The organism is Roseibium aggregatum IAM 12614 (genome assembly GCF_000168975.1).
GTDB lineage: Bacteria > Pseudomonadota > Alphaproteobacteria > Rhizobiales > Stappiaceae > Roseibium > Roseibium aggregatum.
In genome coordinates this window covers 323,598-336,810 of record NZ_AAUW01000004.1, presented here as the reverse complement: position 1 = coordinate 336,810, position 13,213 = coordinate 323,598, and the positions used below count along the sequence as shown (strand labels likewise).

Genomic DNA, 13,213 nt, shown 5'->3' with positions numbered 1-13,213 from the left:
TTTTCATGTCCCAGGGTGCAAGGAACTGGCCTTTCTTGACGTTGATTACACGCCCGGTCTTCGCGGCAGCAACAAGCAGGTCCGTCTGGCGGCAGAGGAAAGCGGGGATCTGCAGAACGTCAACAACTTCCGCAACCGGCGCGCATTGCTCCGGGCTGTGCACATCTGTCAGGACCGGCATGCCGAATTTTTCCTTCACTTCGGCGAAGATCGGCATGGCCTCTTCCATGCCGACGCCCCGCTTGCCGGCCAGGGATGTCCGGTTGGCCTTGTCGTAGGACGTCTTGTAAATGACGCCGATCCCGAGACGATCCGCAATTTCCTTGATGGCCGCAGCACATTCCAGTGCGTGTTCGCGGCTCTCAAGCTGGCACGGACCAGCGATGAGGCTGAACGGCGCGTCATTGCTGAAAGTAACATTGCCTACGGAAACTACGCGGTTTGCCTCGGTCATTTTCCACCATTTGCAGTCGGTTGCCGCTTGTGCGCAGCAACTCATTCAAGAAAAGGTCCGCTCCCGGAACTTGCGCTGTTCCATAGCGCTCTTTTGCCCTGCCCGCAACATCGCTCTGGCGGAAAGCGCTCCGCCTTTAAATCGATTTAAAAGTGGGAACACTAGCCGCGACATAAAATGATCACTTTGTGGAAGTTATTGCGTTAGCATTGCAGTGCACAAGCTTGCAACCTAACCTGAACTTTCGGGGCTGGTCGATATTCGCTTGGGTAAACCGCAATGTTGCGCCCACCGGCGGTCTGAGTTTTGAACGTGTGTTCTGCAGCTCTTGTGACTATTAGTGGGTAAAAGATGATTGAGTTCGTATTTGTACAATCGGAAGGCCTGACATGAACAAGCCCATTCGCAAAGCGATCCTGCCCGTGGCAGGTCTTGGCACACGTTTCCTGCCTGCAACCAAGGCAGTTCCCAAGGAAATGCTGACAATCGTTGACCGGCCGATCATCCAGTACGTGGTGGACGAAGCGCGGGCCGCAGGCATTGAACACATCGTTTTCGTCACCGGGCGAAACAAGCATGTCATCGAAGACCATTTCGACATGGCCTATGAGCTGGAAGATACGCTCAGGTCGAGAAACAAGACCGCTGCACTGGAGCTTCTGGAAAAGCACCGGCCGGTTCCCGGTGCAACTTCCTTCACCCGCCAGCAGGCCCCGCTCGGCCTCGGTCACGCAATCTGGTGCGCGCGCGATATCATCGGCAACGAACCCTTTGCCATCCTCCTGCCGGACGTGATCATCAAGTCCCAGGTGAGCTGCCTCAAGCAGATGGTCGACCTCTATCAGGATACCGGCGGTAACATCATCGCCGTAGAAGAGGTTCCGGAAGATCAGACCGATCAGTACGGCATCGTGGAACTTGCCGGGGAAATCAGCGCCAACGCACACAAGATCTCCAACATGGTCGAGAAACCTGCTCCCGGTACGGCCCCTTCCAATCTGATGATTACGGGCCGCTATATTCTTCAGCCGGAAATCTTCGATCTTCTGTCCAATCAGGGCAAAGGTGCAGGTGGCGAGATCCAACTCACCGACAGCATGCTAGCCTTGATGAAGGAACAGAACTTCGCATCGCTCAAGTTCGAGGGCCGGAGCTACGATTGCGGCAACAAGGCCGGCTTCCTGAGTGCCAATATCGCATTCGGCATGGACGATCCGAAACTGGCTCGGGAGCTGGTTCCGTTCATGGAAGAGATCATCCGCAAGCCCATGGCTGCAGAATAATCTGCGGGCGCCTACACTGCGGGCTTGAAAAGGTTCGTCAGAAGCCTTTAGGAGTGGGCCGGGTCTTGCGCAGACCCGGCCTTTTCCGTTTGCTCCAATCCCGGATGCCTCATGCACGACAATTCCATTTACGCCACCAGGATCGCGGTCATCGGTCTGGGTTATGTCGGTCTGCCCGTGGCAGTGGCCTTCGCTGCGAAGGGATTTGACGTTCTCGGGTTTGATATCAACGAACATCGACTGAGCGAGTTGCGCAGCGGACGCGACAGCACGGCCTCCGTCAGTGAAGCGGATTTGCAGCAGGAAACGCTCGTTTTTTCCAGCCGGGAAACGGATCTGAAAGACCGGGATGTTCTGATTGTCGCGGTGCCGACACCGGTTGATCATGCCAAGCGGCCCGACCTGTCGCCTTTCAGGAGTGCAGCCGCAACCGTTGGCCGCAATCTGAAATCCGGCGCCATCGTGGTGTTTGAATCGACCGTCTATCCGGGGGCGACCGAAGAAATTGCCGTTCCGGTTCTGGAACAGGAATCGGGCCTGACTTTTGGTAAGGATTTTACCGTCGGTTATTCTCCGGAACGTATCAACCCGGGTGATACCGAACGCGGGTTTGCGGACATTACCAAAATTGTTTCGGGGTCAACTTCGGAAGCAGCCGAAACGCTCGCCAAACTCTATGGTGCCGTTGTCACGGCCGGAATTCACCTTGCGCCGTCGATCCGGGTGGCGGAAGCGGCCAAGGTGATCGAGAACACGCAGCGCGATCTCAACATCGCCCTCATGAACGAACTGGCGATGCTGTTTCACCAGATGGGCATCGATACCCGAGATGTTCTGAAGGGCTCGTCGACAAAATGGAATTTCCTGCCGTTTCAACCGGGACTGGTTGGTGGCCACTGCATTGGCGTCGACCCCTATTACCTGACGCACAAGGCGCATGAGATCGGCATGACGCCACAGGTCATCCTGGCGGGCCGTGGGACAAACGAGGCAATGCCGGCTTTCATTGCTGGCAAGATCATTCAGGAGAGCGTGAAGCTCGGCATGCCCATGCCGCCGAAGGTTGTCGTGCTTGGCATCACCTACAAGGCCAATGTACCCGACACCCGCAATTCCAAGGTCGTTGACCTCGTCAGGGAACTGGAGAAGTTCGGCGCAAGCGTTCAGGTTTGCGATCCTCTCGCGCATCCCGATGAGGTTACCGCCGAATATGGAATCACCCTCACGCCTCAAGGTGAGCTTGAGGCAGCAGACGTTGCCGTTCTTGCTGTCCCGCATCGGCAGTTTTTCCAGGATGGCTGTGGGTGGCAGGTGCTAAAGGATGTTTTGAAAGATGAGCGCGGCCTTGTTGCCGACATACCGGCACTCCTGGACCGGTCTGAGTGTCCGGATGGAATCCAGCTTTGGCGCCTTTGATTTTACAGGATTATTTTCTGACCCTACCGCATTTCGCTGCGCACTGTTCAGAAACGATTCCTGTCGCCTGCCTCCAAAAGCTCCAGATTGCCAGTAATTGCCGCAGGGGATTGCTCGTATTTTAGCAATCTGAAAAGGGTTTCGAGCCGTATACTGATCGTGTTTCAGGAAAGGAGACACCGAACATGGCTCATGCTCGTTTCTGGAAGATGGTGGCGGTTGCCGGCGTCAGCACCTTGCTCGCCTCCGGGGCTGTCCGTGCCGAGGATGGTCTCGACAGCAGTGCCTTTCACCAGATCATCAAAAATCAGATGAGTGCCTTTGCATCGGGAAATGCCCAGGCGGCCTTCTCGTTTGCAACCAGTTCCCTGCAACAGAGGTTTCAGACGCCCGAGTTCTTCATGGAAATGGTGCGCCAGGGCTATCAGCCCGTCTACAAGCCTCAAAGCGTAACCTTCGGCCGGTCGAAGATGACCAAGCTCGGACCGACGCAGGAAGTCTATGTAACAGGCCCCAAGGGCAAGAACTGGCTGGCGCTCTACAGCTTCGAGCAACAGGATGACGGCAGTTGGAAGATCTCCGGCTGCTACCTGACAACGGCAGACGGGTTTTCCGCCTAGCCTGTCTCATCCTGGGCCAAAACAGAAGATGCCGGGTTACAGCGCGGCGATGTCTCCGCGCGCCCAGTCTTCCTTGGTCTTGGCATAGAAATCTTCGAAGCGCCCGGCTTCGATTGCATCGCGCATGCCCTGCATCAGGAACTGATAATAGGCGATGTTGTTCCAGGTGAGCAGCATGCCTGCCAGGCCTTCACCTGCACGCACCAGATGGTGCAGATAGGCTCGACTGTAGACGCTTGACGCGGGACAGGTGCTCGCCTCATCCAGCGGTCGCGGATCTTCCTGGTGGCGGGCGTTCTTCAGATTGACCTTGCCATATCGGGTATAGGCCAGACCATGACGTCCGGCTCTTGTCGGCATCACGCAATCAAACTGGTCGATACCACGTTTCACGCTTTCCAGAAGGTCGTCCGGCGTTCCGACGCCCATCAGGTAACGCGGTTTGTTGACCGGCATGACCGGTGTGGTGATGTCAAGCATGCTCAGCATGACGTCCTGCGGTTCACCAACCGCCAGACCGCCGACCGAGTAGCCTTCAAAGGGCATCTTGCCGAGCTCTTCGGCAGAACGAACCCGAAGGTCGGGCTGATCACCGCCCTGAACGATGCCATAAAGCCCCTGCCCCTTGCCCGGCCCTCCCATGGCTTCGAACTGTTTTCGAGAACGTTCAGCCCATCTCAGCGACAATTCCATCGCTCTTTGGACTTCTTCACGCGGGCTCGGCAATTTGATGCATTCATCAAGCTGCATCTGGATATCGGAGCCGAGCAGACCCTGAATCTCGACCGAGCGCTCCGGTGTCAGATGGTACTTCTGGCCGTCGATATGGCTCTGGAAGCGCACACCGTCTTCATCCAGCTTGCGAAGTTGCGCAAGCGACATCACCTGAAACCCGCCGCTATCGGTCAGGATCGTATGCGGCCAGTTCATGAAAGTGTGGAGCCCGCCGAGTTTTGCAACCCGTTCGGCGGTCGGACGGAGCATCAGGTGATAGGTGTTGCCGAGAACCACATCGGCACCTGTTTCGCGAACCTGCTCCGGGTACATCGCCTTCACGGTCGCCTGGGTGCCGACCGGCATGAAAGCAGGCGTGCGAACAACGCCGTGGGGCGTTGTGATCTCGCCTCGCCTTGCCGCGCCGTCTGTGGTGATCAGCTTGAAGCTGAATGTCTTGCCGGTTTCTTCAGTCATATTCGGTCCTCAGACGGCCCCTTCTTGCGGAAACAGCAGCGAAGCGTCGCCGTAACTGTAAAAGCGGTATTCCTGCGAGATAGCGTGTGCATAGGCATGACGCATCGTATCCAGGCCCGAAAGAGCCGACACCAGCATGAATAGCGTGGACCGCGGAAGGTGGAAGTTGGTCATCAACGCGTCGATTGCCTTGAAACGGTAACCGGGCGTGATGAAAATTGACGTTTCACCGGCAAATGCCGTTATGACGCCGGTTTTCTGGGCTGAACTTTCAAGAATACGCAGGGACGTTGTGCCGACGCTGACGACCTTGTTTCCCCGCACCTTGACGGCCAGGAGAGCCGCAGCGGTCTCTTCAGAGACTTCACCCCATTCGGCGTGCATCTTGTGATCCGCGGTGTCTTCCGCCTTCACCGGCAGGAAGGTGCCCGCTCCGACATGTAGCGTTACACGGTGCTGCTCAATGCCCCGGTAACTTAAGGCCTGCAGCAATTCCGGCGTGAAATGAAGACCCGCCGTCGGCGCAGCTACGGCGCCGTCCTTCTCGGCAAATATCGTCTGGTAGTCCTTGCGGTCCTGGTCGTCCTCACCACGCTTTTGCGCGATATACGGCGGCAAGGGTATGTGCCCGACGGAAGCGATGGCGACGTCGAGGTCCGGGCCGGATCGATCGAACGTCAGCAGGACTTCGCCGCTGTAGCCTTTTTCAGTCACTTCCGCCGTCAGCCTTGTGCCGAACCCTTCGAACAGCACGGTATCTCCAAGCTGCAGCTTCTTGGCTGGTCTGACGAAAGCTTTCCAGCGGTCCGGCCCCGTGCGCATGTGAAGCGTCGCGCCAATGCCCGCGCTAATGTCACCGCGCAGACGCGTTCCTTCGAGTTGTGCAGGGATCACCCTGGTGTCGTTGAAGACCAGCGCATCGCCGGGCTCCAGCAGTTGCGGCAGGTCTCGGACCCCCGCGTCGGATAGCAGCGGTTGCTCACCCGGCCGTACAACGAGCATGCGCGCTGAATCGCGTGGCCGTGCGGGGCGCAAGGCGATCCGTTCGTTGGGAAGATCAAAATCGAATTGGTCGACGCGCATGGCGTTTTGCTACTGCCGGATCTCTGGAAAGTTTCAGGAAGCGGCGCCAGATCCGTTCTGACCGGTAACCGCACTTTCAGTCAGCGGCTCTTACTGGTGACGGAGAAGCAGGTCAACCGTCTGAGGCCTAATCCAAAACAAAACAGCGCGGGTGTTTGCCCGCGCTGCTTCATGAAGATTGCTTTTCAGCAGGTTTAGGCTGCGTCAGCCGCAACTTTCAAGGAAACGATGTTGTCCGGATTGGAAACCGGCTCACCGCGTTTGATCTTGTCGACATTGTCCATGCCTTCGATCACTTCGCCCCAAACGGTGTACTGACCGTCAAGCCAGGGTGCATCGGTGAAGCAAATGAAGAACTGGCTGTCGCCGGAGTTCGGGTCCATGGCGCGGGCCATGGAACAGGTGCCGCGCACGTGCTTTTCGTTGCTGAATTCCGCTTTCAGTTTCTTGCCGGAGCCGCCAGTGCCGGTACCCTGCGGGCAACCGGTCTGGGCCATGAAGCCGTCGATCACGCGGTGAAAGACGATGCCGTCATAGAAGCCGTCGCGGACCAGTTCCTTGATGCGGGCGACATGGGTCGGCGCAAGATCCGGTTTCAATTCGATAACGACCGGACCCTGGCTGGTTTCCATGAGAAGGGTGTTTTCGGCGTCTTTGATGTCAGCCATAGAGTATCTCCTTGGGTGTCTTTGAAATCTATAATGTCAGACGCTTATTGAGCGTCCGCAGCAACTTGCATCTTGATGATCTTGTCCGGGTTTGCCGGCGGTTCGCCACGCGTAATGTTGTCGACGAATTCCATGCCATCGACCACTTCACCGAACACGGTGTACTGACCGTTCAACCAGTCACCGTCACCGAACATGATGAAAAACTGCGAATTGGCGCTATCCGGGCTGGCAGACCGCGCCATGCCGAGGGTGCCACGCTTGAATGGCGCATCGGAGAATTCGGCTTTCAGGTTGGGTTCGCTGGAGCGGCCGGTGCCGGTGCCGGTGGGATCTCCGGTCTGCGCCATGAAGCCGTCGATCACGCGGTGAAAGACAATCCCGTCGTAAAATCCTTCGCTGGCAAGCTTCTTGATCCGCTCAACGTGAGCCGGCGCAAGATCCGGACGCAACTGGATGACGACTCGACCGTCTTTCAGGTCGAGATAAATCGTGTTTTCGGGATCGGTTGCCTGGGCGCTTACGGCCGAAGGCAGGATCAAGAGTGATGCCAGAACGGCAAAAACTGCAAAAAAGCGCGACACTGGAGACTCCTAAGGTTCAGGTCTAGAGCTTGGCTTTAGTTCATGCGCCGGTTTTTGCCCGCAGCCGCAATGGTTCGGCCACCGGTTCCGGAACAAAAGCGGAAATTTCACCGCCCATCTTTGCGATTTGACGCACCAAGGTGGCCGTGATGTGGCGTACAGGCGGAGATGCAGGAAGAAATACCGTCCGTATGTCCGGCTCCAGGGTTCCGTTCATGCCGGCCATCTGCATCTCGTAGTCAAGATCTGTACCATCGCGCAGGCCGCGGACCAGATAGGCAGCCTTTTGCTGCCGCGCTGTCTCGATCACCAGATTGTCGAACGCGATGACATCGATACGCTCGGCTTCCTCCGGCGTGAATTCGGACCTTGCGGACGCATGGATCAACTCGACCCGTTCCTTAAAGGAAAACAGAGGCGACTTTCCGGGATGAACGCCGATAGCAACAACAACCCTGTCAGCCAGCGCAAGCGACTGGCGAAGTATATCCATGTGGCCGTTGGTAACAGGATCGAAGGATCCTGGATAAAGCGCAATACGATTCATGGCCCCTTCCTTACTCTGCCTGCTCCGACCGAACAAGTGGAACGCAAGTCTAAACGGGTCTTTTGCCAGTAACTGACATTGTGTGACGGCCGTCACATCTCTCTATGCAGACCTGGGTCAAGGTGGCTCCATCGAAATCAATTGGCGTGAGCAGGAGCCAGTACCATGAGGAGCACTACCACAATCGACCGGACCGCAACGGCAATCGCGGTGCGTCCGTTCTCTTTGCAGTCAAAGGCAATCGATCCGGCCGGTCACTTCAAGATGGCAGCCATTTTCGTTCTGGCTTTGCTGACCATGATCGCAGCGGGCATGATGAGCATGCACCCGGGCAATGCGTCCCAGGCGGAAGGCCTGACCAACATGGCAACGCAGGGGCTTGCGAGCACGAAATCAGACCGCGCGGTGCAGGCGCCGGTAACGACAGTCTGCCAGTCCCAGACCTGGGGTGCTTGGAGCGAAGATTGTGCGGCTGCCCTGACAGGCGCGTCCCGCGTTCGCAACGTGTCCTTCGTCACCGTCGAAAAAACCGCACAGACCGTCAACGAAACCATTCTGGCCCGCTACCCCGTGGCCAACTGAGTTTCGTCTCAGACCTCTCTTCCCCGTAACGGCAAACAGCGGCTCAGGTTCCACCCTGGCCGCTGTTGTCGTTTAAGCCTTAGCCAATCAGAGATCAGGCTTCAGGAGGTGTTTCATCTCCGTCGATGGTATCGTTCCCGGCGTCGCTCACACCCGGTTCAGCTGATCCCTCAGCTTCTCCTTCCAGGCCGTCTTCGAGAACATCGTCCTCATCGACCTCCGAGATCCCTTCCACCGCAACGACCTTTTCGTCGGCTGCCGTCTTGAAGACGATTACGCCCTGGGTCGCACGTCCGGCGATGCGGATACCGTCCACCGGACAGCGGATAAGCTGGCCGCCATCCGTCACCAGCATGATCTGATGGCTGTCTTCGACGGGGAAGGACGAGATCAGACCGCCGTTCCGGCTGTTGACGGCCATGGCCGTGATGCCTTTTCCGCCTCGGCCGGTGACCCGATATTCGAACGAAGACGTCCGCTTGCCGTAGCCGTTTTCCGAAATGGTCAGGATGATCTGTTCAGCCGCGCTCATCTGTGCGTAGCGTTCCTGCGGCAGATCACCGGCGACAACGCCTTCTTCATCTGCGCCGTTGCCGTTTTCATCCGCTTCACCGCGCATCGCCCGGGAAAGCTTCAGATAGGCTGCGCGTTCTTCCGCAGACACGTCGATGTGGTGCAGGATCTGCATGGAGATCACGCGGTCCTCATCCGCGAGACGAATCCCGCGCACACCAACCGAATTACGGCCGGCGAACACGCGAACATCGGTTACGGGGAAGCGGATACACTGACCGAAGTTGGTCGTGAGCATCACGTCGTCATGTTCGGAGCAGGTATCGACGCCGACAATACCGTCGCCGTCTTCCAGCTTCATGGCGATCTTGCCATTGCGGTTGATGTTGACGAAATCGGACAGCTTGTTGCGCCGGATGGTGCCGCGAATGGTTGCGAACATGACATCAAGGTTTGCCCAGCTGTCCTCGTCCTCCGGCAACGGCAGGATCGAGGTGATCTGCTCGCCCTGTTCAAGCGGCAGCAGGTTGATCAATGCCTTTCCGCGCGAAGTCGGGCCACCGAGCGGAAGCCTCCACACTTTCATCTTGTAACAGATGCCGCGTGAGGAGAAGAACAGAACCGGCGTATGGGTGTTGGCAACAAACAGCCGGGTGACGAAATCCTCGTCCTTGGTCGCCATCCCGGACCGGCCCTTGCCGCCCCGACGCTGTGCCCTGTAGGTCGCCAGAGGCACGCGCTTGATGTAGCCGCCGTGAGAGACGGTCACGACCATGTCTTCACGCTGGATCAGGTCTTCTTCGTCGAAGTCCGGACCGCCCTCGATGATTTCCGTCCGGCGCGGCGTTGCGAATTCCTGCTTGATTTCAAGCATTTCATTGCGGACGATCTCCTGGATCCTGGCCCGTGAACGCAGGATTTCAAGATAGTCGGAAATTTCCGCACCGATCTTGTTGAGTTCTTCCTCGATCTCGTCACGGCCCATGGCCGTCAGGCGCTGCAGGCGTAGATCGAGAATGGCGCGCGCCTGTTCTTCAGACAGTTTGTAGGTGCCGTCGTCCTGCACCATGTGGCGCGGATCGTCGATCAGAAGAATGAGCGACTCAACATCCTTTGCCGGCCAGTTGCGCTCCATAAGCTGCGCTCTTGCCGTTGCCGGGTCCGGTGCGCCGCGGATCAGCTTGATGACTTCATCGATATTGGCAACCGCGATACCCAGACCGACCAAGATGTGGGCACGGTCACGCGCTTTCTTCAGAAGGTAACGGGTGCGCCGCTGGATCACTTCCTCGCGGAAGGACACGAAGGCGCGCAGCATGTCGGAGAGATTCATCTGCTCCGGCTTGCCGCCGTTCAGCGCGACGATGTTGGCACCGAAGGAGGTCTGCAACTGGCTGAAGCGATAAAGCTGATTCAGGATGACGTCCGGAACCGCATCGCGCTTCAGTTCGATCACGACCCGCATGCCGGAGCGGTCGCTTTCGTCGCGGATGTCGGAGATGCCTTCGATACGTTTGTCGCGCACCAGTTCGGCAATCTTCTCGATCATGGTCGATTTGTTGACCTGATACGGGATCTCCGTAACGATCAGCGCCGTGCGGTCCTTGCGGACTTCCTCGACATCGACCTTTGCCCGCATGACGATGGAGCCACGGGCGGTCTCATAGGCGCTGCGAATGCCGGACCGGCCAAGGATCATACCGCCTGTCGGGAAGTCCGGGCCGGGGACGATCTGCATCAGCTCCTCGAGCGACATTGCCGGATTTTCCATCACGGCAATGGCGGCGTCGATGACTTCTCCCAGGTTATGCGGCGGGATGTTGGTGGCCATGCCGACCGCGATGCCACCGGCCCCGTTGACCAGAAGGTTCGGGAACTTGGCCGGAAGAACGACGGGTTCGCTTTCGGAGTTATCGTAGTTCTCCTGAAAGTCGACCGTTTCCTTGTCGATATCGTCCAGCAATTTGTGGGCGACTTTTTCCAGCCGGCACTCGGTGTAACGCATGGCCGCAGCCGGGTCGCCGTCGACCGAGCCGAAATTGCCCTGCCCGTCGATCAGCGGTAGCCGCAGCGAGAAATTCTGCGCCATACGCACAAGCGCATCGTAAATCGCGCTGTCGCCATGCGGGTGATACTTACCCATGACGTCACCGACCACGCGGGCCGACTTGCGATAGGGCTTGTTCCACTCGTAGCCGTTTTCGTGCATCGAGTAGAGAATGCGCCGGTGTACCGGTTTGAGGCCGTCGCGGACGTCAGGCAGCGCACGCGACACGATCACGCTCATCGCGTAATCGAGATAGCTGCGCTTCATTTCATCGACGATGGAGACCGGTTTGATATCGGACGGAAGACCGTCAGTGGGCGTGCTATTGTCCTGGTCAGCCAAGGAAGACACTCATTTCATTGTTATTGCTGGCTCTTTTATATCCGATTCAAGACGCCACTCCAAATTCCCGGAGCTTTTCCGTCAAAGTAATATGGCTTAAGTTTCAATGCGTTATGAGAAGTATACACAGGGGCCAAAAATCATTTGGCCTAACAAGGTCTTCGGACCTCGCAAAGCCCTATAGTAAGGCGACAAAAGCCCCCTGAAAACCGTCCCGGGAATCGACATGCTGGACTACTACATCAATGCCTTCGCGACGCTTTTCGTCACCATCGATCCGGTTGGTCTGGCCCCGATGTTTCTGGCCATTACGGCCGGAATGAGCAAGCACGACCGGCGCAAGGTTGCCGTAAGGGCTACCATCACGGCTGCCGGTATTCTTCTGGTTTTTTACGCCTCCGGTCAGACGGTGCTCAATGTTCTCGGAATATCGGTATCGGCATTCCGCGTTGCCGGCGGCATTCTTTTGTTCCTGATTGCCATCGAGATGATTTTCGGCAAACGCCAGGCACGGAAAACCGAAACTGCCGAAAAGGCGATGGAATCAGAAGCGCATCATGGAACGATCAATGAACTCGCCATCTTTCCTTTGGCGATACCGCTTATTTCGGGACCTGCAGCAATCTCCGCGATCATCCTGTTGTCCAGTCAAGCTCCGGATACCCTCGCCTACGCAGGCCTCGGTGGCGTCATCGCGATCATCCTGCTGAGTTGCATGGGCGCCTTTCTCTTGGCTGACAAGATAGAACGGCTCCTGGGAGAAACAGCACAACTGGTGATAACCCGTCTTCTCGGCGTGCTGCTGGCAGCTCTATCCGTACAATTCGTTGCGGATGGCATTTTGGCCTTTATCCGCACCTGACTGAGGCAACGCTTAACGGTCCAGGTTCAACTTGTATTCTTGTGGTGAAACACCGTGCACCGTGTCTCGTGCCCGGATGATGACCTGTGACACGCCCTCTGGGATCGTGATGCCCGACAGGGATCGCGTGAAAGGTTGTTCGTCGACATGGGGGTGAAGGAGCACTCTCTCGCCTAACAATTCTCCGTCTGGGGTAAAGATCTGCCAGAGGTCGGCGTAGTGATCCCAACCTGTATCATCATGCCTGAGCGTTACTGCGAAGGTCCATGTGCCTGCAGATCCGGTTGCTTTTGCCGAGACAATCTCGACCTCATCTGCCAGTGCAGAGAAGGCTCCGAATACTGACGACAGGAGCAACACCGCAAGTGCTGTCGCACATCTTAGGTTCATGACGCATTTCTCCCTTGGATTTTGCGGGAGCATCCTCGCAACGGGCCGCGGATTGACAAACTCACGAATGCGTCAGGGGGGGCTCAACGGTTTGCGAGCGACAAACGAAACTCAGCTGCCTGGAAAAACGTCACCCTGCCTGCTGAAGGTGGCTGTCCCGTTTAAACCCTTTTGGCCAGAGCGTCTTGTTTTCGTTCCCCCAGCGTGCAAGGGCCTTCACCACCGGCGACAGCGACACACCAAGGTCGGTCAGTTGATATTCAACCTTCGGCGGAACAACAGGATAGACGGTCCTCACGATCAACCCGTCAGCTTCCATACTACGGAGTTGAGCGGTCAAGATCCGTTGTGTGATGTCAGGAAGCGCTTTCTGGAACTCGTTGAAGCGCATGACTTCCTTTTCCATCAGCAGGAACAGAATGACGCCTTTCCACTTGCCGTCGATCAAACTGAGCGCTGCTTCGACAGCACAGCCCGGATGGCAGCCATAAACGTCCTTGACCAGTTTGGGTCCTGATTTCCTAACGGTATCCATTTTGTGCCTAAGGTTCTTTCTTGTGAGTTACGGCTAGTATTGTGCATTCTTGCGTCAAACGATTTTATGATCAATTTGATTGGTACGCAAATCAGG

At 57.1% G+C, this 13,213-nt stretch carries 13 protein-coding genes and 1 pseudogene; 5 read left to right on the top strand and 9 right to left on the bottom strand.

Annotated features, from left to right (window positions below; all coding sequences use genetic code 11):
* A pseudogene (locus SIAM614_RS07670) lies at nucleotides 1-454 on the bottom strand (3-deoxy-8-phosphooctulonate synthase); the annotation flags it as partial.
* A gap of 389 nt (nucleotides 455-843) precedes the next feature.
* Between SIAM614_RS07670 and galU the strand changes: the two are divergent.
* The 3 genes from galU to SIAM614_RS07655 all read left to right on the top strand — a co-directional run bounded on the left by galU (nucleotide 844) and on the right by SIAM614_RS07655 (nucleotide 3,773).
* Nucleotides 844-1,737 (top strand): UTP--glucose-1-phosphate uridylyltransferase GalU, encoded by an 894-nt coding sequence (galU, locus tag SIAM614_RS07665; protein ID WP_006933378.1) that lies wholly within the window; start codon nucleotides 844-846, stop codon nucleotides 1,735-1,737.
* A 111-nt stretch (nucleotides 1,738-1,848) separates the two neighbouring features.
* The gene (locus tag SIAM614_RS07660; protein ID WP_006933377.1) at nucleotides 1,849-3,153 is read left to right on the top strand and encodes a nucleotide sugar dehydrogenase; all 1,305 of its coding nucleotides are present in this window, start codon (nucleotides 1,849-1,851) and stop codon (nucleotides 3,151-3,153) included.
* 185 nt (nucleotides 3,154-3,338) lie between these two features.
* Nucleotides 3,339-3,773 carry a DUF4864 domain-containing protein gene (locus tag SIAM614_RS07655; RefSeq protein WP_006933376.1) on the top strand — a complete coding sequence of 145 codons (435 nt, stop codon included), beginning with the start codon at nucleotides 3,339-3,341 and terminating at the stop codon, nucleotides 3,771-3,773.
* Between the two features lie 36 nt (nucleotides 3,774-3,809).
* Here the strand turns inward: SIAM614_RS07655 and tgt are convergent, their stop codons facing one another.
* The 5 genes from tgt to coaD all read right to left on the bottom strand — a co-directional run bounded on the left by tgt (nucleotide 3,810) and on the right by coaD (nucleotide 7,846).
* Nucleotides 3,810-4,964, bottom strand: coding sequence for a tRNA guanosine(34) transglycosylase Tgt (gene tgt, locus SIAM614_RS07650; RefSeq protein WP_006933370.1), 1,155 nt, complete (start codon nucleotides 4,962-4,964; stop codon nucleotides 3,810-3,812).
* Between the two features lie 9 nt (nucleotides 4,965-4,973).
* A complete protein-coding gene (gene queA, locus SIAM614_RS07645; protein ID WP_006933369.1) occupies nucleotides 4,974-6,047 on the bottom strand; it encodes a tRNA preQ1(34) S-adenosylmethionine ribosyltransferase-isomerase QueA in 1,074 nt (357 codons plus the stop codon).
* A gap of 194 nt (nucleotides 6,048-6,241) precedes the next feature.
* On the bottom strand, nucleotides 6,242-6,715 hold the full coding sequence (locus SIAM614_RS07635; RefSeq protein ID WP_006933368.1) for a peptidylprolyl isomerase: 474 nt from the start codon (nucleotides 6,713-6,715) through the stop codon (nucleotides 6,242-6,244).
* Between the two features lie 44 nt (nucleotides 6,716-6,759).
* A complete protein-coding gene (locus SIAM614_RS07630; protein WP_050789339.1) occupies nucleotides 6,760-7,299 on the bottom strand; it encodes a peptidylprolyl isomerase in 540 nt (179 codons plus the stop codon).
* Nucleotides 7,300-7,339: 40 nt separating this feature from the next.
* The gene (gene coaD, locus SIAM614_RS07625) at nucleotides 7,340-7,846 is read right to left on the bottom strand and encodes a pantetheine-phosphate adenylyltransferase (RefSeq protein ID WP_006933366.1); all 507 of its coding nucleotides are present in this window, start codon (nucleotides 7,844-7,846) and stop codon (nucleotides 7,340-7,342) included.
* Nucleotides 7,847-8,011: 165 nt separating this feature from the next.
* Here coaD and SIAM614_RS07620 point away from each other — a divergent pair, with 165 nt between their 5' ends.
* The gene (locus SIAM614_RS07620) at nucleotides 8,012-8,428 is read left to right on the top strand and encodes a hypothetical protein (protein ID WP_006933365.1); all 417 of its coding nucleotides are present in this window, start codon (nucleotides 8,012-8,014) and stop codon (nucleotides 8,426-8,428) included.
* Between the two features lie 94 nt (nucleotides 8,429-8,522).
* Here SIAM614_RS07620 and gyrA read toward each other — a convergent pair whose 3' ends face one another.
* On the bottom strand, nucleotides 8,523-11,330 hold the full coding sequence (gene gyrA / locus SIAM614_RS07615) for a DNA gyrase subunit A (RefSeq protein ID WP_040439528.1): 2,808 nt from the start codon (nucleotides 11,328-11,330) through the stop codon (nucleotides 8,523-8,525).
* A gap of 226 nt (nucleotides 11,331-11,556) precedes the next feature.
* On the opposite strand from gyrA, the gene SIAM614_RS07610 reads away from it, so the two are divergent.
* The gene (locus SIAM614_RS07610; protein WP_006933361.1) at nucleotides 11,557-12,192 is read left to right on the top strand and encodes a MarC family protein; all 636 of its coding nucleotides are present in this window, start codon (nucleotides 11,557-11,559) and stop codon (nucleotides 12,190-12,192) included.
* 12 nt (nucleotides 12,193-12,204) lie between these two features.
* Here the strand turns inward: SIAM614_RS07610 and SIAM614_RS07605 are convergent, their stop codons facing one another.
* Nucleotides 12,205-12,582 carry a hypothetical protein gene (locus SIAM614_RS07605; RefSeq protein ID WP_040439526.1) on the bottom strand — a complete coding sequence of 126 codons (378 nt, stop codon included), beginning with the start codon at nucleotides 12,580-12,582 and terminating at the stop codon, nucleotides 12,205-12,207.
* A 130-nt stretch (nucleotides 12,583-12,712) separates the two neighbouring features.
* On the bottom strand, nucleotides 12,713-13,117 hold the full coding sequence (locus SIAM614_RS07600; RefSeq protein ID WP_006933359.1) for a winged helix-turn-helix transcriptional regulator: 405 nt from the start codon (nucleotides 13,115-13,117) through the stop codon (nucleotides 12,713-12,715).
* Nucleotides 13,118-13,213: the final 96 nt, after the last annotated feature.

What these genes read in the sequence shown, in the direction of transcription:
- SIAM614_RS07635 (WP_006933368.1), bottom strand. Translation starts at nt 6,715, where the DNA reads ATGGCTGACATCAAAGACGCCGAAAACACCCTTCTCATGGAAACCAGC.
- SIAM614_RS07605 (WP_040439526.1), bottom strand. Translation starts at nt 12,582, where the DNA reads ATGAACCTAAGATGTGCGACAGCACTTGCGGTGTTGCTCCTGTCGTCA.
- tgt (WP_006933370.1), bottom strand. Translation starts at nt 4,964, where the DNA reads ATGACTGAAGAAACCGGCAAGACATTCAGCTTCAAGCTGATCACCACA.
- SIAM614_RS07660 (WP_006933377.1), top strand. Translation starts at nt 1,849, where the DNA reads ATGCACGACAATTCCATTTACGCCACCAGGATCGCGGTCATCGGTCTG.
- galU (WP_006933378.1), top strand. Translation starts at nt 844, where the DNA reads ATGAACAAGCCCATTCGCAAAGCGATCCTGCCCGTGGCAGGTCTTGGC.
- SIAM614_RS07655 (WP_006933376.1), top strand. Translation starts at nt 3,339, where the DNA reads ATGGCTCATGCTCGTTTCTGGAAGATGGTGGCGGTTGCCGGCGTCAGC.
- SIAM614_RS07620 (WP_006933365.1), top strand. Translation starts at nt 8,012, where the DNA reads ATGAGGAGCACTACCACAATCGACCGGACCGCAACGGCAATCGCGGTG.
- SIAM614_RS07610 (WP_006933361.1), top strand. Translation starts at nt 11,557, where the DNA reads ATGCTGGACTACTACATCAATGCCTTCGCGACGCTTTTCGTCACCATC.
- queA (WP_006933369.1), bottom strand. Translation starts at nt 6,047, where the DNA reads ATGCGCGTCGACCAATTCGATTTTGATCTTCCCAACGAACGGATCGCC.
- SIAM614_RS07600 (WP_006933359.1), bottom strand. Translation starts at nt 13,117, where the DNA reads ATGGATACCGTTAGGAAATCAGGACCCAAACTGGTCAAGGACGTTTAT.
- coaD (WP_006933366.1), bottom strand. Translation starts at nt 7,846, where the DNA reads ATGAATCGTATTGCGCTTTATCCAGGATCCTTCGATCCTGTTACCAAC.